22 protein-coding genes, 1 rRNA gene and 4 pseudogenes are annotated in these 24,440 nt (G+C 66.5%); 14 read left to right on the forward strand and 13 right to left on the reverse strand.

The window, feature by feature from the left end; all coding sequences use genetic code 11:
• Positions 1-271: 271 nt before the first annotated feature.
• A complete protein-coding gene (locus ABEA07_RS19595) occupies positions 272-409 on the reverse strand; it encodes a hypothetical protein (RefSeq protein ID WP_345539916.1) in 138 nt (45 codons plus the stop codon).
• Positions 410-519: 110 nt separating this feature from the next.
• Here ABEA07_RS19595 and ABEA07_RS19600 point away from each other — a divergent pair, with 110 nt between their 5' ends.
• From ABEA07_RS19600 to ABEA07_RS19615, 4 genes are all read left to right on the forward strand, one after another.
• Positions 520-1,434, forward strand: coding sequence for a pseudouridine synthase (locus tag ABEA07_RS19600; protein WP_345539917.1), 915 nt, complete (start codon positions 520-522; stop codon positions 1,432-1,434).
• Between the two features lie 53 nt (positions 1,435-1,487).
• Positions 1,488-2,147, forward strand: a complete 660-nt coding sequence (locus ABEA07_RS19605; RefSeq protein WP_345539919.1) for a response regulator — start codon at positions 1,488-1,490, stop codon at positions 2,145-2,147.
• Positions 2,140-3,957: an ATP-binding response regulator gene (locus tag ABEA07_RS19610; protein ID WP_345539920.1), complete on the forward strand. Its 1,818-nt coding sequence runs from the start codon at positions 2,140-2,142 to the stop codon at positions 3,955-3,957. Before ABEA07_RS19605 ends, ABEA07_RS19610 begins: the two co-directional genes overlap by 8 nt.
• Before the next feature lie 106 nt (positions 3,958-4,063).
• A complete protein-coding gene (locus ABEA07_RS19615) occupies positions 4,064-4,834 on the forward strand; it encodes an SDR family oxidoreductase (RefSeq protein WP_345539921.1) in 771 nt (256 codons plus the stop codon).
• A gap of 43 nt (positions 4,835-4,877) precedes the next feature.
• Here ABEA07_RS19615 and ABEA07_RS19620 read toward each other — a convergent pair whose 3' ends face one another.
• The 6 genes from ABEA07_RS19620 to ABEA07_RS19645 form a co-directional block, all read right to left on the reverse strand.
• Positions 4,878-5,768 (reverse strand): M48 family metallopeptidase, encoded by an 891-nt coding sequence (locus tag ABEA07_RS19620; protein ID WP_345539922.1) that lies wholly within the window; start codon positions 5,766-5,768, stop codon positions 4,878-4,880.
• Positions 5,769-5,796: 28 nt separating this feature from the next.
• The gene (locus tag ABEA07_RS19625) at positions 5,797-6,552 is read right to left on the reverse strand and encodes a lysophospholipid acyltransferase family protein (RefSeq protein WP_345539924.1); all 756 of its coding nucleotides are present in this window, start codon (positions 6,550-6,552) and stop codon (positions 5,797-5,799) included.
• A gap of 63 nt (positions 6,553-6,615) precedes the next feature.
• Complete coding sequence (gene gmhB / locus ABEA07_RS19630) at positions 6,616-7,194, reverse strand: D-glycero-beta-D-manno-heptose 1,7-bisphosphate 7-phosphatase (RefSeq protein WP_345539926.1); 579 nt, start codon at positions 7,192-7,194, stop codon at positions 6,616-6,618.
• A gap of 12 nt (positions 7,195-7,206) precedes the next feature.
• Complete coding sequence (glyS, locus tag ABEA07_RS19635; protein ID WP_345539927.1) at positions 7,207-9,360, reverse strand: glycine--tRNA ligase subunit beta; 2,154 nt, start codon at positions 9,358-9,360, stop codon at positions 7,207-7,209.
• 4 nt (positions 9,361-9,364) lie between these two features.
• Positions 9,365-10,270, reverse strand: coding sequence for a glycine--tRNA ligase subunit alpha (glyQ, locus tag ABEA07_RS19640; RefSeq protein ID WP_345539928.1), 906 nt, complete (start codon positions 10,268-10,270; stop codon positions 9,365-9,367).
• Between the two features lie 228 nt (positions 10,271-10,498).
• Complete coding sequence (locus ABEA07_RS19645; RefSeq protein ID WP_345539929.1) at positions 10,499-11,569, reverse strand: type II asparaginase; 1,071 nt, start codon at positions 11,567-11,569, stop codon at positions 10,499-10,501.
• A gap of 212 nt (positions 11,570-11,781) precedes the next feature.
• Between ABEA07_RS19645 and ABEA07_RS19650 the strand changes: the two are divergent.
• The 3 pseudogenes from ABEA07_RS19650 to ABEA07_RS19660 form a co-directional block, all read left to right on the forward strand.
• A pseudogene (locus ABEA07_RS19650) lies at positions 11,782-12,021 on the forward strand (helix-turn-helix domain-containing protein); the annotation flags it as partial.
• Position 12,022: 1 nt separating this feature from the next.
• Positions 12,023-12,289, forward strand: a pseudogene (locus ABEA07_RS19655) (ABC transporter permease subunit); the annotation flags it as partial.
• 33 nt (positions 12,290-12,322) lie between these two features.
• Positions 12,323-13,324, forward strand: a pseudogene (locus ABEA07_RS19660) (FAD-binding oxidoreductase); the annotation flags it as partial.
• Here the strand turns inward: ABEA07_RS19660 and lnt are convergent.
• The 4 genes from lnt to ABEA07_RS19680 all read right to left on the reverse strand — a co-directional run bounded on the left by lnt (position 13,284) and on the right by ABEA07_RS19680 (position 17,146).
• Entirely contained in the window at positions 13,284-14,861 is a 1,578-nt protein-coding gene (gene lnt / locus ABEA07_RS19665) for an apolipoprotein N-acyltransferase (RefSeq protein ID WP_345539930.1), read from the reverse strand. The pseudogene ABEA07_RS19660 and the gene lnt overlap by 41 nt on opposite strands.
• On the reverse strand, positions 14,858-15,736 hold the full coding sequence (locus ABEA07_RS19670) for a CorC family transporter (protein WP_345539931.1): 879 nt from the start codon (positions 15,734-15,736) through the stop codon (positions 14,858-14,860). The genes lnt and ABEA07_RS19670 overlap by 4 nt, the downstream gene beginning before the upstream one ends.
• A 99-nt stretch (positions 15,737-15,835) precedes the next feature.
• A complete protein-coding gene (locus tag ABEA07_RS19675) occupies positions 15,836-16,561 on the reverse strand; it encodes a GNAT family N-acetyltransferase (protein WP_345539932.1) in 726 nt (241 codons plus the stop codon).
• Between the two features lie 111 nt (positions 16,562-16,672).
• Positions 16,673-17,146, reverse strand: coding sequence for an Lrp/AsnC family transcriptional regulator (locus ABEA07_RS19680; RefSeq protein WP_345539933.1), 474 nt, complete (start codon positions 17,144-17,146; stop codon positions 16,673-16,675).
• Between the two features lie 151 nt (positions 17,147-17,297).
• On the opposite strand from ABEA07_RS19680, the gene hppD reads away from it, so the two are divergent.
• The gene (hppD, locus tag ABEA07_RS19685) at positions 17,298-18,425 is read left to right on the forward strand and encodes a 4-hydroxyphenylpyruvate dioxygenase (protein ID WP_345539934.1); all 1,128 of its coding nucleotides are present in this window, start codon (positions 17,298-17,300) and stop codon (positions 18,423-18,425) included.
• Between the two features lie 39 nt (positions 18,426-18,464).
• Positions 18,465-19,340 carry a phenylalanine 4-monooxygenase gene (phhA, locus tag ABEA07_RS19690; protein ID WP_345539935.1) on the forward strand — a complete coding sequence of 292 codons (876 nt, stop codon included), beginning with the start codon at positions 18,465-18,467 and terminating at the stop codon, positions 19,338-19,340.
• Between the two features lie 84 nt (positions 19,341-19,424).
• Here the strand turns inward: phhA and ABEA07_RS19695 are convergent, their stop codons facing one another.
• Positions 19,425-20,306 (reverse strand): alpha/beta fold hydrolase, encoded by an 882-nt coding sequence (locus ABEA07_RS19695; RefSeq protein WP_345539936.1) that lies wholly within the window; start codon positions 20,304-20,306, stop codon positions 19,425-19,427.
• Positions 20,307-20,409: 103 nt separating this feature from the next.
• Here ABEA07_RS19695 and ABEA07_RS19700 point away from each other — a divergent pair, with 103 nt between their 5' ends.
• The 5 genes and pseudogenes from ABEA07_RS19700 (at position 20,410) to ABEA07_RS19720 (ending at position 24,057) form a co-directional block, all read left to right on the forward strand.
• Positions 20,410-22,104 (forward strand): AMP-binding protein, encoded by a 1,695-nt coding sequence (locus ABEA07_RS19700; RefSeq protein WP_345539937.1) that lies wholly within the window; start codon positions 20,410-20,412, stop codon positions 22,102-22,104.
• Between the two features lie 146 nt (positions 22,105-22,250).
• On the forward strand, positions 22,251-22,643 hold the full coding sequence (locus ABEA07_RS19705) for a transposase (protein ID WP_345539938.1): 393 nt from the start codon (positions 22,251-22,253) through the stop codon (positions 22,641-22,643).
• Between the two features lie 12 nt (positions 22,644-22,655).
• Entirely contained in the window at positions 22,656-22,982 is a 327-nt protein-coding gene (tnpB, locus tag ABEA07_RS19710; RefSeq protein WP_345539939.1) for an IS66 family insertion sequence element accessory protein TnpB, read from the forward strand.
• A gap of 316 nt (positions 22,983-23,298) precedes the next feature.
• Positions 23,299-23,551 (forward strand): annotated as a pseudogene (locus ABEA07_RS19715) (transposase domain-containing protein); the annotation flags it as partial.
• Positions 23,552-23,556: 5 nt separating this feature from the next.
• Positions 23,557-24,057, forward strand: coding sequence for a hypothetical protein (locus ABEA07_RS19720; protein WP_345539940.1), 501 nt, complete (start codon positions 23,557-23,559; stop codon positions 24,055-24,057).
• Positions 24,058-24,219: 162 nt separating this feature from the next.
• On the opposite strand, the gene rrf is transcribed toward ABEA07_RS19720, so the two are convergent.
• Positions 24,220-24,332, reverse strand: a 5S ribosomal RNA gene (gene rrf, locus ABEA07_RS19725).
• Positions 24,333-24,440: the final 108 nt, after the last annotated feature.

The raw sequence follows: 24,440 nt of genomic DNA on the forward strand, positions 1-24,440 counted from the left end.
GACGCGGTGGCGCCGCGCGCAGTATCCCTGGCTTGGAGGCATTTGCGTTGTGTCCGATTCTCGCTCTGCGGAGTCTCGCCCTAGAAGTGCAACCACGGCGAGGCACCCAAGTCCCCAAAGAGATACCCCGTTGGGTGAGGCTCGGCATCCATTGATAAAACGCGTATTCAGGAGCTGCAGCGTGTACAAATCCGGCTCGCTCGGTAGAACCTCGGCATCAACCTTTATTTTGTTCTCCATGGTTGCCAACACCCTATCCCCGACGAGCAGGTCAGAGGCAGGCTTCCGGCGTCACGCCGCGCTCCTCCAGCATCCGGCGGTAGGTCTCGATCGTGGCCATTGCCTGAGCAAGCGCCTTCCGAGTTCTTTCGGAGAGGTTGTCCGGATGGCCGTCATCGTTCTGGCTCACGATGAGCTCCTTGTCTTTTGCCGACAACTTGTGGGTGAAAGCAGCCAAATTCCGGTTCCCTTCGAACCGGGACCGCAAGCGACTCGCTCCTCGCAAAGCTTGGCTAACACGTGCTGAGACCACCCTCGCCCAAGCCTGCCGCGCCGCTGCCCACCCGCGATGGCGTCGGCCCGAGCCGGGTGGCATTGCCTGCCGGTCCCTGGCCCACCATCGCCGACTTCCTGGCGCAGCGCTTCACCGCCATCTCGCGGGACATGTGGGAGGCGCGCATGCGCGCGGGCGCTGTGGTCGATGGGCAAGGCGTGCCCGTCACGCCCGATCGCCCTTACCAGCCGCGGCTGCACGTCTACTACTACCGTTGGCTCGAGCAGGAGCGCCCCGTGCCCTTCGAGGAACGGGTTCTGTTTCGCGACGCGCACCTGCTCGCGGTGGACAAGCCCCATTTCCTGACCGTAGCGCCAGTCGGCAAGTATGTGCAGCAGACCCTGCTGGTGCGCCTGCAGCGCCGCCTGGGCCTGGACCAGCTCGCGCCCCTGCACCGCATCGACCGCGAGACCGCGGGCGTGGTGCTGTTCTCGGTGCAGCCGGCCACGCGGCATGCTTACCACGCACTGTTCGCCGCACGCGCGGTCGAGAAGGTGTACGAGGCCATCGTGCCCTGGGACGGCACCGTCGCCCTGCCGCCGCTGCGCCGCAGCCGCCTGGCGGACGACACGCATTTCATGCGCATGCGCGAGGTCGAAGGTCAGCCCAATGCCGAGACCCGATTCGAATTGCTGGAGGCCCACGAAGGCTGGGCCCGTCTGCGCCTGTCGCCGCGCACCGGCCGCCGGCACCAGCTGCGCGTGCACTGCGCCGCGCTGGGACTGCCGATTCGCAACGACACCCTGTACCCGACGCTGCTGCCCGAGGGCTCGGACGACTTCGATCGGCCGCTGCAGTTGCTGGCGAAGTCACTGGCCTTCCGGGACCCGATCGACGGCCAGCCGCGAGAATTCGCCAGTTCCTTTTCCCTCACTCTCTGAGGGAACGCACGCTTCGACCAAAGTCGCGCCTCGTTCATTCCGCATCCGATCTGATGAATACTTGGCCCCCGATGAACGTACTGATGATCGACGACCACGTGATGTTTCTGCAGGGCATGAAGAACCTGCTGAGCGTCCTGGTGCCCGAGCTGCGCGTGGAGACGGCGGGCGACATGGGCAATGCGGTCAAGCTGGTGGAACTGGCCGAGTTCGACCTGGTGCTGCTGGACTGGCATCTGGCCGACTGCAGCGGCGAAGAGTCGATCCAGCGACTGCGCGATGCCGGTTGCATGGCCCGCATCGTGGTGCTGTCCGGCGAAACCAACGCCACCATGATCCGGAACACGGTGGATCTGGGCGCGGCCGGCTTCATTCCCAAGAAGTACAGCTCGGAGATGATGGTCGCGGCGTTGGAACAGGTGCTCGCCGGGCGCATTTTCCTGCCGCTGGAAACGCTCAACGCGGCGCCGCCGCCGCCACCGGCCGGCGAGCGCCCCGCCAACGACCCGCGGCTGGCCGGACTCACGGCCCGGCAGATGGACGTCTACCGCGCCGCCGCGCGTGGCCTGCCCAACAAGCTGATCGCGCGGCAACTGAACATTGCCGAATCCACGGTCAAGGCGCACCTCACCGCCGTCTACACCGCCCTGGGGGTGCGCAACCGGACCGAGGCTGCGTACCAGGCCTCCCGCGAGGGCGTGCGCATTGACTGACTCCGCGTCCTCGCCGATGCCGCTGACCGGCATGTCGCGCGAGGCGCGAGTCGAGCGGCGCGTGCTCGAGCGCCGGCTGGCGCTGATCCTGCAGTACTCCCGGCGCCTGCCGCTCAACTACCTGGGCTACATCCTGGTGGCCGTCATCGTCCACCGCCAGGGCGTGCAGGTCTGGCCCTGGGTCTGGCTGGTACTGACCGGCGCCGTCATGGTGTACCGCTGGCGCCTGAGCCTGGCCGTGGAGCGGATCGAGCCGGAGATGCAGCTCCATTACCTGCCCAAGCTCCTGCGCGGCTTCGATTTCAACGGTGTCTCCACGGCGGCCATCGTTCCCTTCGTCTTCCACGCGCCCGGCAACTTCGCACCGCTGGCAGTCGCCGCCGTGCTGATGGCCGGCTGCACCATCGGCGCGGCCTCGGTCGCCGGCTCGCAGCGGGCATTCGTCGGCTTCTGCACCATCACCTTCTGCTTCCTGGCCGCCGGCTGGGCCTGGCGCGGCGGCGCGGTGGGCTACATGTTCGCGGCCGGTATCGTGCTGGTCTACCTCATGCTGCTGGCCACCGTCCACGACCAGGGCCAGATGCTGCACAAGCTGATGAGCGTGGTCGACGACAACGCCGTGCTGTCCGAGGTGGTGCGCCAGGAGCGCGACCGTGCGACCACCGCCAGCGAGGCCAAGACCCGCTTCTTCGCGGCGGCCAGCCACGACCTGCGCCAGCCGCTGCATGCGCTGTCGATCAACGCCACCACGCTGGACATCCTCGCGCGCCGCTCGCACGATCCCCTGCTCAAGGAAGTGAGCCGCGGCATCGGCAGCGCGCTGCGCCAGAGCAGCGGCCTGCTCGACGGCCTGCTGGACATCTCGCGCCTGGACGCGCACACCATCGAAGCCAGGTTCGCGCCGCACGAGATCGCCGCCGTGCTGCGGGCCTCGCGCGACGAGTATGCGGCGTTGGCGGCCCAGCAGGGACTGTTCCTCAAGGTGGTGGCACCGGACACGCCGCTGTGGGGCCTGACGGATGCCGACCAGCTGATCCGCATCGTCGGCAACCTGGTGAACAACGCGATCAAGTTCACCACGCGCGGCGGCGTGACGTTGTGGGCCGACGAAGGCATGGACGGCCGCGTGCTGGTGCGGGTGAGCGACACCGGCCCCGGCATTCCAGAGCAGGAGCGCGAGCGGGTATTCGAGGAGTTCTACCAGATCGGCAACCCGTCGCGCGACCGCAGTCATGGCCTGGGACTCGGCCTGGCCATCGTGCGGCGCACCGCGGAGTTGCTGAAGATCGAGATCGAACTCGAGAGCGAGCCCGGCCGGGGCACCACCTTCACACTGCACATCCCGGCCGCGGTGCCGCTGGACGAGCGCCCGCCGGAGGACGCCCATGCCCCGGAGCACACCGCCGACGGCAGGCGCATTTCGGTGCTGCTGGTGGACGACGAGGCCGAGGTGCTGTCCGCCTTGAGTGCCTACTTGCAAGAACTGGGCTGGTCGGTCCGGGGCGTGGCCACCGGCGACCAGGCCGAGCTGGCGCTGGCCGAGGGCTTCGTGCCGGACGTGATGGCGGTGGACTACCGTTTGCGCGACGAAACAGGCCTGCAGGTGATCGAGCGCATCCGACGGCACCGGCCAGCGCTGCCGTCCGTGATCGTGACGGGCGAGACGGCGCCGACGCGCTTTCGCGAGTTCTCGACCGTGGCTGCGCGCGTCCTGCACAAGCCGCTGGACGGCGAGCGGCTCGCGCGCACCTTGCAGGAAGTGGTGCCAGCCGTGGGCCCAAAAGACGCGCAGGCCGTGGCGCCTAAGTGACGCCCGGTCGCGCGCTCACCCACTAAGCTTGTGTCCATCCCAGCGGGACGGCGCGCACGAAGTGCGGCGCCCGGGCAAGAGCTTGATTCGAGGAGACACAGCGCGCATGGACACCACCCGACTCTTTTCCCTCGAGGGCCGCAGCGCCCTCATCACCGGCGGCTCGCGCGGCATCGGCCGCATGATCGCCGAGGGCTTTCTCGCACAGGGCGCCCGCGTCTACATTTCGGCGCGCAAGGCCGAGGCCTGCGATCGCACCGCCAAGGAGCTTTCGGCCTTCGGCCAGTGCGTCTCGTTGCCGGCGGATGTGTCCACCGTGGAGGGCGCCCAGGCGCTGGTCGCGGCCTACGCGAAGCACGAGAGCACGCTGGACATCCTGGTCAACAACGCCGGCGCCGCCTGGGGCGCGCCGTACGAGGAGTTCCCCGAGAGCGGCTGGGACAAGGTGGTGGACCTCAATCTCAAGACGCCCTTCTTCCTGACGAAGGCCCTGACGCCGATGCTCAAGAAGGCTGCCACCGACCACCTGGCGAAGGTGATCAACATCGCGTCGATCGACGGCATTTCCGTCAACCCGCAGGAGACCTACTCCTACGCCGCCAGCAAGGCGGGGCTGATCCAGCTCACGCGCCGCATGGCGCTGCGACTGGCACGGGATCGCATCGTGGTCAGCGCGATCGCGCCAGGCGCCTTCGCCTCCAGCATGAACAAGGACGCGCGCGACCGCGCCGAGGAGATCCAGGGCCGCATTCCGGCCGGGCGCATCGGCGAGCCGGAGGACATGGCGGCGGCGGCCATCTACCTCGCCTCGCGGGCGGGGGACTACGTGATGGGGTCGACGCTGGTGGTAGACGGCGGCGTCACGCACGCACGCTGATGCCGCGAGGCCGCCTTTCCCCTCCCGGGAAACAGACGGCCCTTCACCACTTCGGAACAGGCTGGTCCTTGAGCTGCTTGCGCAGCGTGCCGTAGTCTGGCACCACGCTCTCCACCGTTTCCCAGAAGCGGGGACTGTGGTCCATCACCCGCAGGTGCGCCAGTTCGTGGGCGACCACGTAATCCACCACCGGCATGCCGAAGTGCACCAGGCGCCAGTGGAGGCGAATGGTGCCGTCCGCGCTCGCACTCCCCCAGCGCGTCGATGCGTTCGACAGCGACAGCTTGGTCCACTTCACACCCAGCTTCGGCGCGAAGTGGTCCAGGCGTTCGATGAAGATGCGGCGGGCCTGGCGCATCAGCCAGGCTTGCGCGCCATCACGGATCTGCTCCGGGCCTGCGCTGTTGGCCAACGCCAGACGCAGGATGCGGGTTCCCTCCCCCGACCCGGCATCCAGCACAGCACCTACGCCCACGAAGCCGTGCTGCGGTTCCAGGCGCACCTCCACCGGCTGGCCCAGGAAGGGGAACACCGCGCCGTCCTTCCAATCGATGCGCGTGGCCTCCAGCTTCGCATGGCGCTGCTGCGTCTCCGCCAGTTTGCGCAGGATCCAGCTCGACTTTTCCCTCACCGCGGCATCGACGTCGCGCAGCGCCACCCAGCGCGGCGCCCGCACCGACAGCCCCTCGGCGCCGACGACGAAGCCGATGGTGCGGCGCTTGCCGCGCGCGAACTCGTAGGCGACGCGGGCGTTGCCCAGCAGCAGCTCGCGCGTGGCGCGTGGATGGATGAAGTTCGCCGGGCTGAGCGCGTCCGCCAACGGGATGGCAGGTGGCGAGGGCCCCTCGCGCGCGGGCGCCCGCGGGACCGGCGGCGAGGGGTTGATGGCTGGCGGATCGAAGAAATCCAGGGTGAGCTGCAGCAGGCCGCGCATGATCGATTGCCTGTCTGTTCCGGCCGCCTCAGGCGGATACGGTCTTCGTGGAGACGTACGCTTCCGGATCGAGCCGTCGCATCTCGCCCTCGATCCAGGCCTCCACCTCGCGCATCAGCTCGTCGGGCCTGCGCCCGACGCTGGAAATGGCCGGCCCGATGGACACGTCCACCACGCCCGGATGCTTGACGAAGGCCTTGCGCGGCCAGACCTTGGCGGAGGTGACGGCGATCGGAATCACCGGCACGCCGGTCTCGCAGGCCAGGCGGGTGCCGCCGGTCTTGTAGACGCCCTGCTGCCCGCGCGGGATGCGCGTGCCTTCCGGAAACATGATGATCCAGATGCCCTGCGCCAGCAGCTTGCGGCCCTGCGCCACCACCTTGTTGAAGGCCTGCGTGCGCTGGCTCCGGTCGATGTGGATCATGTCCAGCCGCGCCATGGCCCAGCCGAAGAAGGGCACGTAGATCAGTTCTTTCTTGAACACGTAGGCCAGCGGATGCGGCATCAGCGTGGGCATCAGGAAGGTCTCGAGCGTGGACTGGTGCTTGACCAGCAGGACCGCGCCGGCCAGATTGTCCTGCGGCAGGTTCTCCATGCCGCTCACGCGCGTGCGGATACCGAGCAGCACGCGCGCGCCGCCGATGGCCCAGCCCAGCCAGCGCACCGCCATCCAGTAGAGCGGCACTCCACGTATCCACAGCGAGCTGACCATCATGATGATCGCCCAGGGCACGACGGTGACGAGCATCCACAGCGCGTGGACGATGGATCGAAGAAGGGACATCGGGGAGCGGGTCAGAAGCGATGAATGAAGACGGCGGACATGACGGGTTCGTTCATCCCTTCTCTAGACGGCGAGGTTCAGGGCATTGCGCTCTTCGCGCTCCAGCAGAAAGTCGACGAACGCTGGCAGGTCCTCGTGCACGCGGGTGTTCGGCGGGTACTCGGGCGGCAGCGGCACCATGCCGCGGCAGGCCGCGCCCATGCCGGTCAGCAGCAGGTGCGGCTCGCACCCGGCCGCTGCGCCGGCCTGCATGTCGCGCAGGCTGTCGCCGGCGACGGGCACGTGGGTGAGGTCGATGCCATAGCGCTCCGCGATCTGCAGGAACAGGCCCGGCTTGGGCTTGCGGCACTCGCAGTTCTCGTCCGGGGAGTGCGGGCAGTAGAACACTGCGTCGACCCGCCCGCCCACCGCCGCAAGCATCTTGTGCATCTTGGCGTGCATGGCGTTGAGCGAGGCCACGTCGAACAGCCCCCGGCCGAGGCCGGACTGGTTGGACGCGATGACCACGTGCCACCCGGCATGGTTGAGCCGCGCCACCGCCTCCAACGCCCCGGGCAGGGGTGTCCACTCGATGTCGCTCTTGACGAAGTCCTCGCGGTGCACGTTGAGCGTGCCGTTGCGGTCGAGGATGACGATTTTCATGGGGTGCCCCGATCAGGTGGCCAGCCGCTCCAGTTGCGCCACCCGGTTCATCGCCCGGTGCAGCAACATGAGCAGGCCGAGCCGGTTGAGCCGCAGGTCCGACTGCTCGGCGTTGACCATCACGCCGTCGAAAAAGGCATCGACCGGCTCGCGCAGCGCCGCCAGAGTCTGCAGCGAGGCGGTGTAGTCGCCGGCGTCGAACTGCGCGTCGGCGAGCGGAACGATCTCCTGCATGGCCGCGTGCAAAGCCTTCTCGGCCGGCTCGTGCAGCAGCAGCGCGCTGACGTGAGCATCGGCCTCCGGCGACTTCTTGAGGATGTTGCCGATGCGCTTGTTGGCCGCGGCGAGCGCAGGCGCCTCGGGCAGTTCGGCGAAGGCGCGCACGGCCGCCAGCAGCTTCGGCACATCGGCCAGGCGCTGCGGCAGAGGCGCGAGCACGGCATCGACCTCCTGCGCGCTGGCGCCCTGCTCCCGCAGGCTGCCGGCCAGGCGGTCGTAGAAGAAGGCCTCCAGCGCATCGGTGGCGTCGGAGAGGGGATGGTCGCCGGCCCTGGGCGCGCCGAAGGCGGCATGGGCCTGGGCGATCAATGCGCGCAGGTCCAGCGGCAGGTGGCGCTCGATGAGCATGCGGATCACGCCCAGCGCGTGGCGGCGCAGCGCGAAGGGGTCGCGATCGCCCGTGGGAAGGTTGCCGATGCCGAACATGCCCACCAGCGTTTCCATCTTGTCGGCCAGCGCCACCACGATGCCCACCGGGCCGCGCGGCAGCGCATCGCCGGCAAAGCGAGGCTTGTAGTGGTCTTCGACGGCATCGGCCACGTCGTGGGGCAGGCCATCGTGCAGGGCGTAGTAGCGGCCCATGATGCCCTGCAGCTCGGGGAACTCGCCGACCATGTCGGTCACCAGGTCGGCCTTGGCCAACTGGGCGGCCTGCACGGCATGCGGCGCCAGCGTGAGGTTGGCGGTGGCCGCGCCGAGCTGCTCGCCGATGGCGTGGGCGATGCGCATCACGCGCTCCACGCGCTCGCCCTGGGTGCCTAGCTTGTTGTGGTAGACCACCTTGCCCAGCGCCTCGACGCGCGAGGCCAGCGACTTCTTGCGGTCCTGGTCGAAGAAGAACTTGGCGTCCGCCAGCCGCGGGCGCACGACGCGCTCGTTGCCGCCGATGACGGCGCTCGCATCCTCCGGGCGGATGTTGCTGACGACCAGGAACTTGTGGGTGAGCCGGCCCGCGGCGTCGAGCAGCGGGAAGTACTTCTGGTTGGCCTTCATCGTGAGGATGAGGCACTCCTGCGGCACGTCCAGGAACTGGGGCTCGAACTGGCAGACCAGCACGTTGGGGCGTTCGACCAGCGCCGTGACCTCGTCGAGCAACGCGTCGTCCTGGATGGGCTGGGCGCCGGCGCCGACGGACAGCGCCGCCTCGGCGAGCTGGCGCGCGATCTCGTTGCGGCGGGCCTCGAAGCCGGGGATCACCGCCCCTTCTTCGTCGAGCTGCACGGCATAGCTGTTGGCGTCGCGCAGGACGATCGGATCGTGCAGGGCCTCGAAGCGATGGCCATGCGTCTCGCGGCCGGCCTTCAGGCCCAGGGCCTCGACAGGCACCACGGTGTCGCCGTGCAGGGCGACCAGCCCGTGCGCGGGGCGCACGAAGCTGACGCTGCTCCACCCGGGCAGCGCACAGCCCGACTCGAGCTGGTAGCTCATGACTTTGGGAATGGGCAGCTTGGCGATGCTCTCGGCCAGCGCCTTCTGCAGGCCCTCGGCGAGGGTCGCACCCTTGGCGGTGCTCTCGAAGAACAGGGCTTCGGCCTTGCCGTCCATCGCACGGCGCAGACCGGGCACGGCCGACGCGTCGGCGCCCAGGGCGGCCAGCTTCTTCAGGAGGGCCGGGGTCGGCTGGCCGGAAGCATCCAGCGCCACGCTCACCGGCATCAGCTTCTGGGAGAGCGCGCGGTCGGGCGCCTGCGTGCCGACTTGGGTGAGGTGGGCCGCCAGGCGGCGCGGCGAGGCGTACGCGGTGAGCACCGAGCCGGCATCGGCCAGGCCCTGGGCGACCAGCTGGTCGCGCAGCACGCCGGCAAAGGCTTCACCCAGCTTGCGCAGGGCCTTCGGGGGAAGCTCCTCGACGAAGAGTTCGACGAGCAGGTTGTTCTTGAGGGTCATGGCTTCAGGCCGCCTTCTTCGTGATCTCGGCGACCCATTCGCGTGGCGCCATCGGGAAGCCGAGGCGCTCGCGGCTGTCGTAGTAGCTCTGCGCCACGCTGCGCGCGAGGTTGCGGATGCGGCCGATGTAAGCGGCGCGCTCGGTCACGCTGATCGCGCCGCGCGCATCCAGCAGGTTGAAGCTGTGGGCCGCCTTGAGCACCTGCTCGTAAGCCGGCAGCGCGAGCTGCTGCGCCATCAGGTGCTTGGCCTGCGTCTCGTGGGCCGCGAACGCGGTGAAGAGGAAGTCGGCGTCGCTGTGCTCGAAGTTGTAGGTGGACTGCTCGACCTCGTTCTGCTTGTAGACGTCGCCGTAGCTCAGGCCCTCGGTCCATGTCAGGTTGTAGACGTTGTCCACGCCCTGCAGGTACATCGCGAGCCGCTCCAGGCCGTAAGTGATCTCGCCGGTGATAGGCCGGCAGTCGATGCCGCCGACCTGCTGAAAGTAGGTGAACTGCGTCACCTCCATGCCGTTGAGCCAGACCTCCCAGCCCAGGCCCCAGGCACCCAACGTGGGGTTCTCCCAGTCGTCCTCGACGAAGCGGATGTCGTTCTTCTTGAGGTCGAAGCCCAGTGCCTGGAGCGAGCCCAGGTAGAGCTCCAGGATGTTGGCCGGCGCCGGCTTGAGCACCACCTGGTACTGGTAGTAGTGCTGCAGGCGGTTGGGGTTCTCACCGTAGCGACCGTCCTTGGGGCGGCGGCTCGGCTGCACGTAGGCGGCCTTCCAGGGCTCGGGGCCGAGGGCGCGCAGGAAGGTGGCGGTGTGAGAGGTGCCGGCCCCCACCTCCATGTCGTAGGGTTGCAGCAGTGCGCAGCCCTGGGCGTCCCAGTAGGACTGCAGCTTGAGAATGATCTGTTGGAAGGTCAGCATGGTGGGCCTGGTGGCCGCGCGCGTCGGCGACGCGGCGAACCGGCCATTTTAAGAGCGCCCGAACGAAGCAACGGCCGCAGGGCTTGCGCTGCCGCGGCCGTGGACCCGTTGCCCGGCCGTGAGCCCGCCTTTCTCGGGGGCACCGCAAAAGCGGCTCTCACGGGCCGCTGGTGTCGCCCCCGGTAGGGGGTTGGCGGACCCACGAAGTGGGGGCGCCTGGGCGTGAGCCTAGTACTCCCAGAAGATGCGCTGCAATTGCTTCGGGTCGTTGGTCTTCGTGAGCGCCACCATGGCCAGGATGCGGGCCTTCTGCGGTTTCAGGTCGTGCGCGACCACCCAGTCGTACTTGTCGTCCGGCTGCTCGGCGTTGCGAATGACGAAGCCATCGGAGACGCGCGAGCTGCGGATGATCTGCACGCCGTCACCGCGCAGCTTTTGCAGCACGGGCACGACGCGGTCGGCCACCGATCCGTTGCCCGTGCCGGCGTAGACCAGGGCCTTCACGCCGCTTCTGGCAAACGCGTCGATCGCGGTGGTGGGCACGCTGCCGTAGCCGTAGGCAATGTCCACCGCGGGCAGGGCGGTGATCTCGTCGATGTTGAACTCGGAGTCCATGGTGTGGCGCTTGACCGGCGCGCGGAACCAGTAGTTCTTGCCCTCGACGATCATGCCCAGCGGGCCCCACTGGCTCTTGAAGGCTTCGGTCTTGATGTTGACCTGCTTGCTGACATCGCGCCCGCTCTGGATCTCGTCGTTCATGGTCACCAGCACGCCCTTGCCCGCCGCGTCCTTGCTGGCGGCGACGTTGACCGCGTCGTACAGGTTGAGCGCCCCGTCGGCCGACAGCGCGGTCCCCGGGCGCATCGAGCCGACCACGACGATGGGCTTGGCGGTGCGCACCGTCAGGTTCAGGAAATAGGCCGTCTCCTCCAGCGTGTCGGTGCCGTGCGTGATCACGATGCCGTCCACATCGGCCTGCTTGGCCAGCGCCGAGACCCGCTTGCCCAGCACCATCAGGTTGTCGTTGGTGAAACTCTCGGAGGCGATCTGGAACACCTGCTCGCCCCGCACATTGGCGACCTTGGAGATCTCGGGCAGGCCGGCGATGAGCTTGTCCACTGGCACCTTGGCGGCGGCGTAGGTCGCGCTGTTGGCGGCCGATGCGCCGGCACCGGCGATGGTGCCGCCGGTCGCAAGGATCACGACGTTGGGGAGGGCCTGCTGTGAATGGGCGATGGCTGCAGCCGCGGTCAGCGCCACGGTGGCCGCGAAGGCACGGAAGCGGGGGGCGAAGTACATGAGAAGCTCCTGTTGCGTGAAGAATTTCACGAAGCGCAGGGACGATACCGGAAGCAGGGATTGCCGTCGCAAGTTTGCAATGCTTCCTTCGCATGCGTCGATGCCGCCGCAACGGGCGTGTACGAACGAAGCGCTACCATCGCCGGGCCGCTGCCCCGGCGCCCGCCCGAATGACCAAGCCCACCTTTCCCGCTGCGCCCGAGGCCCGGCAGATGCCGGCCCCGGACGGCCCGCTGTCGCGCGCCCGCCCCGGCCGCGAGCGCATCATGGCCGCCATCCGCTCCGCGGCCATCACCGAATTCAGCCTGCATGGCCTCAAGAGCACGTCGACCCAGGCGATTGCGGCGCGCGCCGGCCTGACCAAGCCGCAGCTGCACTACTACATCGCCGGCAAGGAGGAGCTCTACGAAGAGCTTCTGATGCAGGTGCTGCATGACTGGAAGGTGGTATTCGAGTGCCCTGCCCTACTTCTTCTGTGGCCTGCGCATCTCGAGCGGCCTGGCGCTGATCGGCGCGGTGGTGGCCGAGTTCGTGGCTGGCACGGGCGGCACCGGCGCGGGGCTGGCCTACCAGATCCTGCAATCGGGCTTCCAGCTCAACATCCCGCGCATGTTCGCGGCCCTGCTGCTGATCTCGCTGACCGGCGTCGCACTCTTCGTGTTGATGGCGTGGCTCACCAAGGTCGCACTGGGCTCGTGGCATGCGAGCGAACTCTCATAGGACTGATCCTCCGATGAACGCCCCCGCCTCCGCTTCCGGCTCGGCGAGCTGGAGAAGTACACGCGGCCCACGGGCCAGGAGCTGCGCTGCGTGCCCTCCACCTACCGCAGCGCCACCCTGGGCGGACTCTTCGGCGGCGGCTTCAGCGGCGTGGGCTCGATCAACCACGGGCCGCTCGGCGCCACCGGCAACGTGCTCGGGCTGCGTGCCATGACGATCGAGGCCGAGCCGCAGGTGTTCGATCTGCGCGGCGAAGAGGCCCTGCGCATGCACCACCTGTGGGGCACCAACGGGTTGGTGCTGGAACTCGAAGTGGCGCTCGCGCCCGCCCATCCCTGGCTCGAGAGCCTGGTGGTCTTCGATGACTTCGAGCCAGCGCTGCGCTTCGCCGACGCGCTGGCACATGCGCCGGGCATCATGAAGCGCGAGGTCGCCTTCTTCGGCAGCCCGGTACCGGACCACCTGGCGCAGTTGGCGCAATACCTGCCGCGCGGCTGCCACGCGGTGCTCTCACTGGTGGCCGAGTCCTCCGAGGCACCGATGCTGGAGCTGGTCGCCGCGCACGGCGGCCGCAGGAGCTACCGCAAGACCGCGATTGAAGTGCAGAAAAGCAACCGCACACTGGTGGAATTCACCTGGAACCACACGACGCTGCATGCGCTCAAGGTGGCCAAGAATCTGACCTACCTGCAAAGCGGCTTCACGCCGGGGCAGCACGTGGAGCAGGTGATCGCGATGGAGAAGCGCTTCGCGGGCGAAGTCATGATGCACCTCGAATTCCTGCGCAACGCGGCTGGCCTGATGACCTGCAGCGGATTGCAGCTGGTGCGCTTCACCACGGAGGAGCGGCTCGCCGAAATCATCCGCCTGCATTGCGAGCATGGCGTGCACATCAACAACCCGCACGTCAACATCGTGGAAGACGGAAAGGCCGGCGGTCCGCTGCCGCCGGAGGTGATCGAACTCAAGCGACGCTTCGACCCCCAGGGACTGCTCAACCCGGGGAAGCTGCGCGATTGGCCCGTCGCCGCATGACAAAGGGCACAGCCGCGGCGAACGCGACGATCGCCAGCGTCAGCCCCCACAGCGGCCAGAGCCCGAAGCGGGAGACCCAGAACGCATAGGGCGTGAGGCCGCCCCGGCCTTCGACGGGCGCCACCAGGACGCCGCGAGTGAGCCGCGGCAGCGCATGCGTGACGCGGCCGCGGTGGTCGATGACCGCCGTGGCGCCGGTGTTGGTGGCACGCACCATGGGCCGCTGGAATTCCAGCGCCCGCATGCGCGAGATGGCCAGGTGCTGATCGATGGCGACTGTGTCGCCGAACCAGGCGATGTTGCTGACGTTGAGCAGGATCGTGGGAGCCTGCGCCTCGTCGCGGAAGTTGGCGCCGATCTCGTCGCCGAACAAATCCTCGTAGCAGATGTTGGGCGAGATCCGCTGGCCCTGCCAGGCCAGCGGCGGCTGCGCCAAGCCGCCACTGGCGAAGTCGCCCAGCGGGATGTTCATCATCTCCGTAAACCAGCGGAACAGCCCGGGCACGAATTCGCCGAAAGGGACCAAATGGTGCTTGTCGTAGCGGTAGGGCCTGCTCCGCCCGGGGCCGAAGCCCAGTACGGTATTGGTGTAGTCGCGGCCGTCGCCCAGCGGCAGGCCGACCACCGCCGTCTGCGTCCCGCTTGCATAGCGAGCGGCAATGGCCTCGAGGTAGCCGGGCGGCAACTGGGTCGGCAGCAGGGGCAGCGCGGTTTCCGGCGTGATCACCAATGGCGCGGTGGCGCGCTGCAGTTGCTCGCCATACCACTTCAGCGCGGTGGCGATGCCACCGCTGGGAATGAACTTCTCGTCTTGGGGGATGTTGCCTTGCAGCAGTGCGACCTCGAGGCGGCCGCGTGAAAGCGCGGGGTCATCGCCGGCGCTGCGCAGCTTGCCGATGAGCGCCGGCACGGCCAACAAGACCAACGCCAGTCCGAGCGGAACGGCCCGCGGACCGCTGCGGCTCAGGGCCGACGCAGCCAATGCCGCGACGGCGGCGGCGACCGCGCCCACGCCATACACGCCCAGCCACGGCACGTAGGCCACCAGCGGTCCCTCCACATGCGCGTAGCCGCCGGCGCCCCAGGGAAAGCCAGTGAACCAGCTGTTGCGCAGCAACTCTGCCAGGGTCCAGCCGGCGGCGAACAGCAGCACGGCGCCGGCCCGATGCCGCGGCGCGAAGGCGACATAGAAGGCCGCCGCCGCCGCGTAGTACAGCGACAGAGCGGCCGACAGGGCCAGCACTGCAAATGCTGCCAGCGGGGCCGCGAGTCCGCCGTAGGTGTGCATGGAGACGAAGAGCCACCAGAAGGTGCCGCACAGCCAGGTGGTCGAGAACAGCCAGGCATACAGCGCAGCGCTGCGCCATGCGGGCTTCGGTTCGCTGCGTTCCCGCAGCGCATCGAGTTGCCAGACCAGCGCTGACAGCGAAATCAGCTGCAGCCACCAGAGCGGCTGGCCGTTCCAGGGAACTGCGATGGACGCGGCCTGAGCCAGGCCCGCGATGCCGAAACCCAGTGCGCGCGCCAGCGTCTTCAATCGGACGCGTCGTCGCCGCGTGCCGGCGAGACCTTGAACCAGCGCACCGCGCCGCCCTTGGTGTGGAGCACGACGAAGTCGAAGGCGCCCAGCGCGTAGTGCTCACCCCGCTTGGGCACGTGGCCCATCTCGTGCGCGATCAGGCCGCCGATGGTGTCGAAATCCTCGCTGAGCATCTGCTCGTCGAAGACGATGCCGAAGGCCTCTGCGACGCGCTCGATCGGCGTGTCGCCGGAGACGCGGTAGGTGTGGTCGGCCAGCCCGAAGATGTCGCCCTCGTCCTCGGCGATGTCGAACTCGTCCTCGATCTCGCCGACGATCTGCTCCAGCACGTCCTCGATGGTGATGAGGCCGGCCACGCGACCGAACTCGTCGATCACGATCGCGAGGTGGTTGCGGTTGCCGCGGAACTCACGCAGCAGGTCGTTCAGGCCCTTGCTCTCGGGCACGAAGGTGGCCGGACGCAGCAGGGCGCGGATGTTGAGGTCCGGCGAGCGCTGCAGCTTGAGCAGGTCCTTCGCCAGCAGGATGCCGATGATGTTTTCCTTGTCGCCTTCGTAGACCGGGAAGCGCGAGTGCGCGGTGTCGATCACCAGGTTCAGCAGCGACTCGTAGGGTGCGTCGATGTTGACCAGGTCCATTCGCGGCGCGGCCACCATCACGTCGCCGGCCGTCATGTCGGCCATGCGCAGAACACCTTCGAGCATGACGCGGGACTCGGCGCCGATCACGTCGTTGTCCTCGGCATCGGCGAGGGTTTCGATCAATTCGTCGCGCGAATCCGGCCCGGGATGGAGAAACTCGGCAAGTTTCTGCAGAAGACTGCGCTTGTCTTCGCGCTCGACGGGTGCGCGTTCAGGGTGAGGGTCGGCCACTGCGGGAGGGCGAAGTTGGGGAAGTACAAGGATAACGGAATGCGTCCCCGCCGCAGGAGGCCGGCCGTCGACCGGCCGGGGGCTCCAGGTTCAGGAAGGTCAAGGCGAAGACTGGTCGCGCGCGGCGCGCACGCCGCTGCGGATTTCCTGCAGCGTGGCCAGGAAGGCCCAGAACTGCTTGGCGCGGGCTTTGAGCTGGTAGTCGACCTGGGCGTAGTGCTCCAGCGCGATCTCGCTCATGCGGCTGTCGAAGGTGGCGTGCGGCAATTCGAGGTGCGCCTCGGACTCGGCGCCGCCGCGCACCACCGTGGCGCCGGCGTTGCGGGCGATCTTGAGCATCGCGGCGTTCTCGCTGAGCGCGTGGATGAACAGCATGCGCACGCCCTCGTTGCGGGCGACCACGACCGCGCGCTCGAACAGGCGGGCGCCGTAGCCGCGGTTGCGGGCGTGCTCGGCGACGGAAACGCCGAACTCCGCGCAGTCGTTGTGCTGGTCGTCGGGAGCGAAGGCCAGGTGGGCCATTGCGATCAGGTCGAGGCGGCGGTTGTAGATGCCGAAGAGCTCGTCGCGGTCGAAGTCCAGGCCGTCGACATAGCGCCGCACCTGCTCGTCGGACGCGGCGTAGCCGAAGCGCAGGTATCGATCGTGGGAATTCAGGGCCAGCAGATGCTGCGCGATGCGCTCTCGCTCGCGCGGGCCAATCGAGCGGATCGGCACCATGACGGGGGCGGGCGCGGCGGCGCGCGGTTGCGCTTCCACGATCGGCGCCTTCAAGAATGAACCGAGGCCCAGAGATGCGAGGAGGAGTGCCTTGGCGGTGTGCATGCGGTCAATATAAGGGTTATCCCTAAACCAACAAGCCCGTAAGGACTCATGCGTAATACTTTAGTGCAAATCTAAATGATAAAAATGCTTACATCGTTACTTTATTTGTGACTAGACAGGGACGGCCGTCGTCGCCTTTACCCGGTCCAGCACGAAGCTGGTCTTGCAGTCCTCCACGCTGGGGTGCTTGAGCAAGGTGTCCATGATGAAGCGGCTGTAGTGGGACATGTCGGCGACCACCACGCGCAACAGGTAATCCATCTCGCCCGTCAGGGCGGCACATTCCACCACCTCGGGCCAGGTCTGCACGCTCGCGCGGAACAGGTCCATCGGATTGCGCTTGTGAGTTTCAGTGTTCTTCTCGAGGCGCACATTGAGGTAGGCGGTGAGGCCCAGTCCCACGGCCTCGGGCTTCACCAGCGCGACGTAGCGGTCGATGACGCCGCTTTCCTCGAGCCGCTTGACGCGCCGCAGCACGGCGCTGGGAGACAGACTGACCTCTTCCGCAAGATGATCGTAGGTTGCTCGGCCGTCCTCCTGCAACTTGCGCAGAATCTGCTTATCTAGCTTGTCCAATGCAGTCATAACATCATTTTTGCATTTTTTCTGCGTTTCCTCCGATTTTTGGGCGTGATTACGCTGAAATCGTGACTCACCGCGCTCTTACAGTTCCATACGCGGCTGCATCGACGCCGCGCGACACTGAATTTCACCTTTCCTTCACCTGGAGACCCGCATGAGCACCGCCGACGCCCCCGCATTCGCGCCTTGGGAGAACCCCATGGGCACCGACGGCTTCGAATTCATCGAGTACGCCGCTCCCGATCCGGCCGCGATGGGCCAGGTATTCGAGCGCATGGGCTTCAGGGCCGTGGCCAAGCACCGCCACAAGAACGTGCTTCTGTATCGCCAAGGCACGATCAACTTCATCGTCAACGCGGAGCCGGATTCCTTCGCGCAGCGCTTTGCGCGTCAACACGGGCCCAGCGTCTGCGCCATCGCCTTCCGCGTGAATGACGCCAAGGCAGCCTACGAGCGCGCTACCTCGTTGGGCGCATGGGGCTTCGCCGACAAGGCGGGGCCTGGCGAGCTGAACATTCCGGCGATCAAGGGCATTGGCGACAGCCTGATCTACCTGGTGGACCGCTGGCGCGGCAAAAACGGCGCCCAGCCCGGCGACATCGGCAACATAGGCTTCTACGACGTCGATTTCGAGGCCCTGCCCGGCCTGAGCGCCGAACAGGCGCTGGCGCCTGCGGGCCATGGCCTGACGTACATCGACCATCTGACGCACAACGTACACCGCGGCCGCATGAACGAGTGGGCGGACTTTTACGAGCGCCTGTTCAACTTCCGCGAGATCAAGTACTTCGACATCGAAGGTCAGGTCACCGGCGTGAAGAGCAAGGCCATGACCAGCCCCTGCGGGAAGATCCGTATTCCGATCAACGAGGAGGGCAAGGAGCAACCTGGGCAGATCCAGGAGTACCTGGACCTCTACCGCGGAGAGGGCATCCAGCACATCGCGATGGGCTCGGACGACCTCTACAAGACGGTGGACGGGCTGCGTGCCAACGGCGTCAAGCTGCTGGACACGATCGACACCTACTACGAACTGGTGGACAAGCGCATCCCCGGCCACGGTGAGAGCGTCGAAGAACTGCGCAAGCGCAAGATCCTCATCGATGGCAAGAAGGATGCACTGCTGCTGCAGATCTTCAGCGAGAACCAGTTGGGCCCGATCTTCTTCGAGTTCATCCAGCGCAAGGGCGACGATGGCTTCGGCAACGGCAACTTCAAGGCCCTGTTCGAGAGCATCGAGTTGGACCAGATGCGCCGCGGGGTGCTCGGCGCCACGAAGTAATTGCCAGCCCTCGTCGACACTTCTGATCGGAGCCACTTCATGGAGACGCCCATCGGTCCCGTCATGCCCGCCGTGTATGGCCAGTCCGACAGGCCGCCCCGCGGTGACTATTCTCGCGGGGGCGCGGTCCTGTCCGACTACACCTGTCCACAGGACTGGGCCAGCTATACGGCGGCCGACCACGACACCTACCGGCGCCTCTATGAACGCCAGGCCGCACAGCTGGCCGGGCTGGCCTGCGATGCGTTCATTGCCTCGCTGCCGCTGCTGGGCGTCAAGGACCGCATTCCGCGCTTCGACGAGATCAACGAGCGGCTCTACAAAGCGACGCGCTGGGAGATCGTGGCGGTGCCGGGGTTGATCCCGGAGCTGCCGTTTTTCACGCTGCTGGCGAATCGCAAGTTTCCCGTCACGGACTGGATCCGCAAACCGGAAGAGTTCGATTACATCGTCGAGCCCGACGTGTTCCACGATCTCTTCGGCCATGTACCGATGCTCTTTGACCCGACCTTCGCCGACTACGTGCAGCGCTACGGGCAGGGAGGGATCAAGGCCCACGAACTCGGCGCGGGCGAAAAGCTGGCGCGGCTCTACTGGTACACGGTCGAGTTCGGGCTGATCCGGCAGGCCGAAGGGGTCCGTGCCTATGGGGCGGGCATCCTGAGTTCGGTCGGGGAACTGCAGCACGCCGTTCGCAGCGCGGAGCCGCTGCGGCTGCCACTGGACCTGCTGCGCGCGATGCGGACGCGCTACAAGATCGACACCTACCAGGCGAACTACTTCGTGATCGACAGCTTCGCGCAGCTGTTCGATCTCACGGCGCCGGACTTCACGCCGCTGTACCAGGCGTTGGGCACGCAAGCGGACATCGAGCCCGGCGCGCTGCTGCCGGGCGAAGCCTCGCTCTCGCTCTGAGGGAGCTGCACATCAAAGCTCGAGCAGCCTGCGCAGGCGCGCCCAATGGCGCGAAGTGCGGCGGTTGCCCTTGTGCGCAGCCTCTCAGCTCTCGAGCAGGTCGAGGGTCTGGTGGCGCAAGCTGGGCATGAATGCCATTTCCACATGGCCTCGCCCGGATGCGAGCCGGTTGTCTGCGCCTGGCAACGTGGCGGTAGAGACGGGGAAAGTGATGTTGTCGCAGTTCGAGTACCAGCAGGTGAAGAGGCCGGCCGGCACGCCGTCGCGCTCCGCCTGTCGCATCCAGTTGCTCCCGATGCGCATCTGGCGGCCGTTGGCGGTGTGGCTGAAGCGTGCCAACCAGGTACCGTGATGTGGTGTGCCGATGGTCACGATGCGATGGACCCGCGAGGGATCGGAGGAGCGAAGCCAGGCGCGGGCGGCCAATCCGCCCATGCTGTGGCAGATCAGGACCGGCGCCCTTCCAGTCTGCGCGGTCACGCGTTGCACGGCACTCTCGATGGTTTGCACGTAATGGTCTATCGAAGCCCAGATTGGCTCGAGGTTCACCGCAACGAAGGCATGATCCCTCGCTCGCAGTTCTTCCAGCCACGGGTTCCAGAATGCCCGGTTGCACAGGAAACCATGCACAAAAATCACCCCCCGCCGGCCGTTGGCCTGCGGCAAGTGATCGGGAAAAGCGCGTGAGCGGAATGGCTGCTGCCAGCAGAAGACGCGCGCAGCGATCCAGCTCTCGGCGATCCACGCCCTGCCGCACTCGAACGCACTTGCGCGCGCCACGGAATCGGAGCGGCTGACACGGCGTGTGGCGATGAACTCGACGCCCAGGACGCCGGCGTGGGCCGTGCTCAATATCAACAAGCCGCCAACGGCGACGGCCGGCGCCTGCGGCCACCAGTTGACGAACCAGGCAGATGCGGCCAGCAGCCAAGCCATCACGATACATTGCTGAACAATGGCAACCATGCGGCCAACTATCGCATGCGCGACAGCGATCGGCACCACCCTAGGACAAGCCCGCTGTAAGGCGTCCGAGCCCGCTTTGACAATCCGCGCCAAAGGAGATCGTATGCAAGCCAACGTCCTGAAGAGCTATCCACCCGGCGTTCCGCATGAGGTGCATCCCGAGCAATACCGATCCCTCGGGCATATGTTCGAAGAGTCGTTCCAGCACTACGCGAGCCGGATGTTTTCGGTGTGCATGGAGCGGTGGATGAGCTACGCGGAACTGGACGAGCTTTCCAAGGCGCTGGGTGCCTGGCTGCAATCGCGCAACCTTGAGCCTGGGACGCGCGTGGCCATCATGCTGCCCAATGTGCCGCAGTTCGCGGTCACGATGGCGGGGGTGCTGCGCGCGGGCTATACCTGCGTCAACGTCAACCCGCTGTACACGGCGCGTGAGCTGGAGCATCAGTTGAAGGACTCCGGTGCAACAGCCATCGTCATCCTCGAAAACTTCGCTGCCACGCTGGAGCAAGTGATCGAACAGACCCCGATCAAACATGTCGTGATCGCGTCGATGGGCGACCTGTTGGGTGGGCTCTATGGCACCTGGATCACATTGGCGGTGCGGCATCTCGCGAAAATGGTGCCGCCGTACAAGCTTCCCCTAGACAGGGGGCGCACCGTGACGCCGTTCACCAAGGTGATCGCGGAGGGCAAAGGTCGCGCGCTGGCGCCCGATCCGAGCACACTGGATTCGATTGCATTCCTGCAATACACGGGCGGGACGACTGGTTTGTCGAAAGGGGCGGTACTGACGCATCGCAACATCGTCGCGGCGACCTTGCAGGCCGAGGCCTGGTTCACGCCGGCGTTGGCGCGTGCAGGCGATCTGGCCAAGGTCAACAGCATCGCGGCGCTGCCGCTGTATCACATCTTCGCGCTGACGCTGTGCCTGTTGGCGATTCGGCAGGGGTCGCATCTCACACTGGTCCCGAACCCACGCGACCTCGACAAGTTCATCGCGGTGCTCAAGAAGCGCCCGTTCCACATGCTTCCAGCCGTCAATACGCTCTTCAACGCGTTGTTGATGCACCCCGAGTTCAAGACAGTCGACTTCTCGAATCTTTTCGTCTCTCAAGCCGGGGGCATGGCAGCCTCCGAAGGAACCGCACGGCAGTGGTTCGAGGCGACGGGCTGTCCGATGATCGAAGGCTGGGGCATGAGCGAAACCTGCGCGATCGGGACCAACAATCCGGTCAGCAACACAGCCTTCACGGGGACCATCGGGCTGCCCTTGCCTGGCATCGAGATCGCGATCAAAGACGACGAAGGGCGTTCGCTGCCGCCGGGCGAGGCAGGCGAACTATGCATCAAGGGACCCAACGTGATGGTCGGCTACTACAACCAGCCCGCGGAAACCGCCAATGCCTTCACCGCCGACGGTTTCATGCGCACCGGTGACATCGCCATCATGGACTGGAACGGGTACAGCCGGATCGTGGACCGCAAGAAGGACATGATCCTCGTGAGTGGATTCAACGTATTTCCCAACGAGCTCGAGAACGTCATTTCTTTGTGCCCCGGCGTGGTTGAGTGCGCGGCGATCGGCATTCCCGACGAGAAGCAGGGCGAAGCGATCAAGGTCTTTGTTGTGCGGCGTAAGGACCCGGCGCTCACCGAGGAAGCTGTCATGCGCTACTGTCATGAACAGCTGACGGGCTACAAGCGGCCGAAGCACATCGAGTTCAGGGAGAGCCTGCCGAAGACGAATGTGGGCAAGATCCTTAGACGGCAACTGCGACCGGGCGCAACGCTTTGAACATGACTGGCGTGCGTCGGCTCTGGGGCTCTGGGGCTCTGGGGCTCTGGGGCTCTGCGGAGTAATCGTGATCGTCCAGCGATCCCACCTTGCGCCCGACGCCGTGCCTTCCGAGGATGGCGTCCACCTATTTTTGGCGGACGCCTATGCATCCCAATACTTCCAGTCGCCGAGTCCACAGTGCCGAGCCCAAGGCGCGGATCCTGGCCGAGTGCCGGCAGCCCGGCGCTTCAGTCTCTGGCGTGGCCATCGCGCATGGCCTGAACACCAACGTCGTGCGCAAGTGGCTCGCGGGTCGCGGCCTCAAGCGCATCGGCGCCGCGGCGCCTGCGGCCAGTGGCATCGCGCCGACGCTGCAGTTCGTGCCTGTCGAGTTGCCGCGGTCTGAGCCCGTGATCACCGCCCCGGCACCCACGCCCGACATCCGCATCGAACTTCAGCGCGGTGGCCTGCACATGAAGCTCCAATGCGCTGCCAGCGCAGGCGCGCTGTACGGCGCGCAACTGCGCGCCCTGGCCGACGCGCTATGTGCCGCCTGAGGAGCCTGCCCGTTGATCCGCATCGACACCCTGTGGCTGTACACCCAGCCGCAGGACATGCGCGCCGGCGGCGACCGGTTGCTCAACATCGTCGGCTCGGCCCGTGCGCACCATGGCTACCTCTTCGCGAACCTGAGGGCCACGCGCATCAAGCTGCTCGTGCACGACGGCTTCGGTGTTTGGTGCCTGCACGCAGGACGATTCACTTGGCTGCAGCATCCGCCAGGGGACGCCCCAGCGCCTGCAGCGCTACGGCTGACCGCACAGCAGTTCGAAGCCCTCACTGTTGGCCTGCCGTGGCAGCGTCTGGGCGAACTCAGCGTCATCAGCCGATCATGAGCGCGCTGGCAACCCGGCGCTGGCGCTGGCGTTGACATCGCATCTGCCAATGCGCTGCGCGCGCCGACTCGTGCAACATGCTGGGCATGCTCGGCGACACCGCTGCTTCCCTCATCGACATCGCGCAGCTTCCGCCGGCGGCGGGCGCGCTGATCTCGCGGCTGCGCCAGCAGGTGCAGACCCAGGCCCGCGAGATCGCGCGGGCGCACGCCAAGCTGGAGAAGGTCAACTTCGAGCTCGCCCGTCTCAAGCGCTGGAAGTTCGGCACCAAGACCGAGGCCATGACGGCCCAGCAACGGGCCCTGTTCCAGGACACGACGGCGCCGTGGCGGTGGACAACAACCTGGTCGAGCGCCAGATCAGACCGTGGAAGCTCGGCGCGAAGAACTGGCTGTTCGCGGGCAGCGAACTGGCCAGCCAACGCGCCGGTCGTGATGAGCCTGGTTCAGTCAGCCAAGCTCAACGGCCTGGATCCGCGGGCGTACCTGCGCGACATGCTGGCGCGCATCCACTCGCACCCGAGCCACCGACTCGATGAATTGCTGCCGCATCGCTGGCGGCCGAGCTGACGACCATGGGCGTGATCACCCAGGCTGTGCTGGGCCAGGCGGCCATCGACGTCAATGGCATGAACCAGGCTCAGAAGGTGCGCCTGGCCGACGAGATCTTCGCTCAGCAGCCCAACATGCTCGCCTCGATCCTTGCGCTGCATCGCATGGGCGTGGGCATGGTGCAACTGGAGGTGCCGCTGCACATCCTGCTGGTGACGTTCCAGGCGATGAAGCGCAGCGATCATGCGTGGCCGATGGTCACGGAGGCGATGCAGGAGACGTGCATGCAGCGCTTGACGGCCCGCGCCCGCTTCAATGAAGGATTGCCGGACGATCTGGCAGAACAGGTCGTCCAGCAATTCTGCGACGAGCATCTCGAGCGCAACCTGCTCGCGTTCGTCTACGGATACCTCGGCGACCACGACTTGCTGCGCGTACGCACCGAGGCCGAGAAATACCTGCTCATGGCCGCACTCAACCTCGTGGAATGCGTTGCCATCGCTGGATCCGCGACCGACTCTTGAGGATCGGGCTCCGACGCGAGTCAAGGTGGAACGGCCGGACGCTCACGAGTAATCCGCTAATCCGCAGGTGAGTCAAGGCGCGCGTGGCGAGGTGTGAGGCGTGCGTTAAAAAACAAAAAGCCCGACCGTGTTTGGTGGTCGGGCTTTTTGAGGGCTGTAAGAGCCTGACGATGACCTACTTTCACACGGGAACCCGCACTATCATCGGCGCTGAGGCGTTTCACTGTCCTGTTCGGGATGGGAAGGAGTGGGACCACCTCGCTATGGTCATCAGGCATAAAAGGTTGCTGTCCTGGCTTGGCCAAGACGGCGAATTCATAGAGTCTGGAATCAGCTTTTGTTTGATTGCGTCACTTGGCATAACAACCTGATCGACTGATCAA

The sequence above is a fragment of the Variovorax defluvii genome (genome assembly GCF_039541515.1).
GTDB classification, from domain to species: Bacteria; Pseudomonadota; Gammaproteobacteria; order Burkholderiales; family Burkholderiaceae_C; genus Variovorax; species Variovorax defluvii.